A 1,103-nucleotide genomic window follows, 5' to 3' on the forward strand; every position below is an offset into this window, starting at 1 on the left:
AAAAAGGCCGTCTGAAAAATATGTTTTCAGACGGCCTTTGTTTTGCAGGGTTTAGCGGCGGTCGATGATTCGGTAATACACTTCGCCGTCTTGGACATAGCCCAATTCGACGCGGGCAATTTCGGCGATGGCCTCTTGTCCGTGTGCCAAGTCTTCAACTTCCGCATTGAGGAAATTGTTGCGCAAAGTGAGCGTTTGGTTTTTTTCCTCCTGACGGACGAGCTGCTCCTGCAATTCTTCCGTATGCCCGACGCTGCCTTTACCAAACCAAAGGCTGTACTGACAGCACAAAAGTGCGAAGGTTAAAACAAAAGTCACCCACTTCATACAATCAATATCCTATATTCTGCTTATTTGCCCAATTGGTAGAATGCGGCTTTGCCAGGGTAGTAAGCGGCTTCGGCCAATTCTTCTTCGATGCGCAACAATTGGTTATATTTCGCCATGCGGTCAGAACGGGACAGGGAGCCGGTTTTGATTTGCATACAGTTGGTAGCAACTGCCAAGTCGGCAATGGTGCTGTCTTCGGTTTCACCGGAACGGTGGCTCATTACGCTGGTGTAGCGGTTGCGTTTGGCCAAGTCAACGGCTTTCAGGGTTTCGCTCAATGTACCGATTTGGTTGACTTTGACCAGCAATGCGTTTGCCACGCCTTTTTCGATGCCTTCAGCCAAGATTTTTGGATTGGTTACGAACAAGTCGTCGCCGACCAATTGAACTTTGCCGCCCAATTTTTCGGTCAGCAGTTTCCAGCCTTCCCAGTCGTTTTCGTCCATACCGTCTTCGATGGAAACAATTGGGAATTCGTTAACCAGGCCTTCCAAGTATTCGGCAAATTCTGCGCTGGTGTAAGAGCGGCCTTCGGCTTCCAAGTGGTATTTGCCGTCTTTGTAGAACTCGCTGGATGCGCAGTCCAGGGCGAACAATACGTCTTCGCCTGCTTTGTAGCCTGCGGCTTCGGTTGCTTCTACGATCAGTTGCAGGGCTTCTTTGTGGCTGTTCAGGTTAGGTGCGAAACCGCCTTCGTCGCCCACGGTAGTTGGGAAGCCTTTGGCATCACACAGTTTTTTCAGTGCGTGGAAAATTTCGGCGCCGCAACGCAG

Annotated in this window: 2 protein-coding genes; both read right to left on the reverse strand. The window is 50.3% G+C overall.

The annotated features are described in order from the left end of the window. Positions 1 to 51: 51 nt before the first annotated feature. On the reverse strand, positions 52 to 327 hold the full coding sequence (ftsB, locus tag ACTHUM_RS14955; protein WP_003679613.1) for a cell division protein FtsB: 276 nt from the start codon (positions 325 to 327) through the stop codon (positions 52 to 54). Positions 328 to 350: 23 nt separating this feature from the next. Continuing rightward, on the reverse strand, positions 351 to 1,103 hold a 753-nt coding region (gene eno / locus ACTHUM_RS14960; protein ID WP_440403285.1), incomplete at its 5' end, for a phosphopyruvate hydratase.

It is taken from the genome of Neisseria sp. P0021.S006, assembly GCF_051956895.1.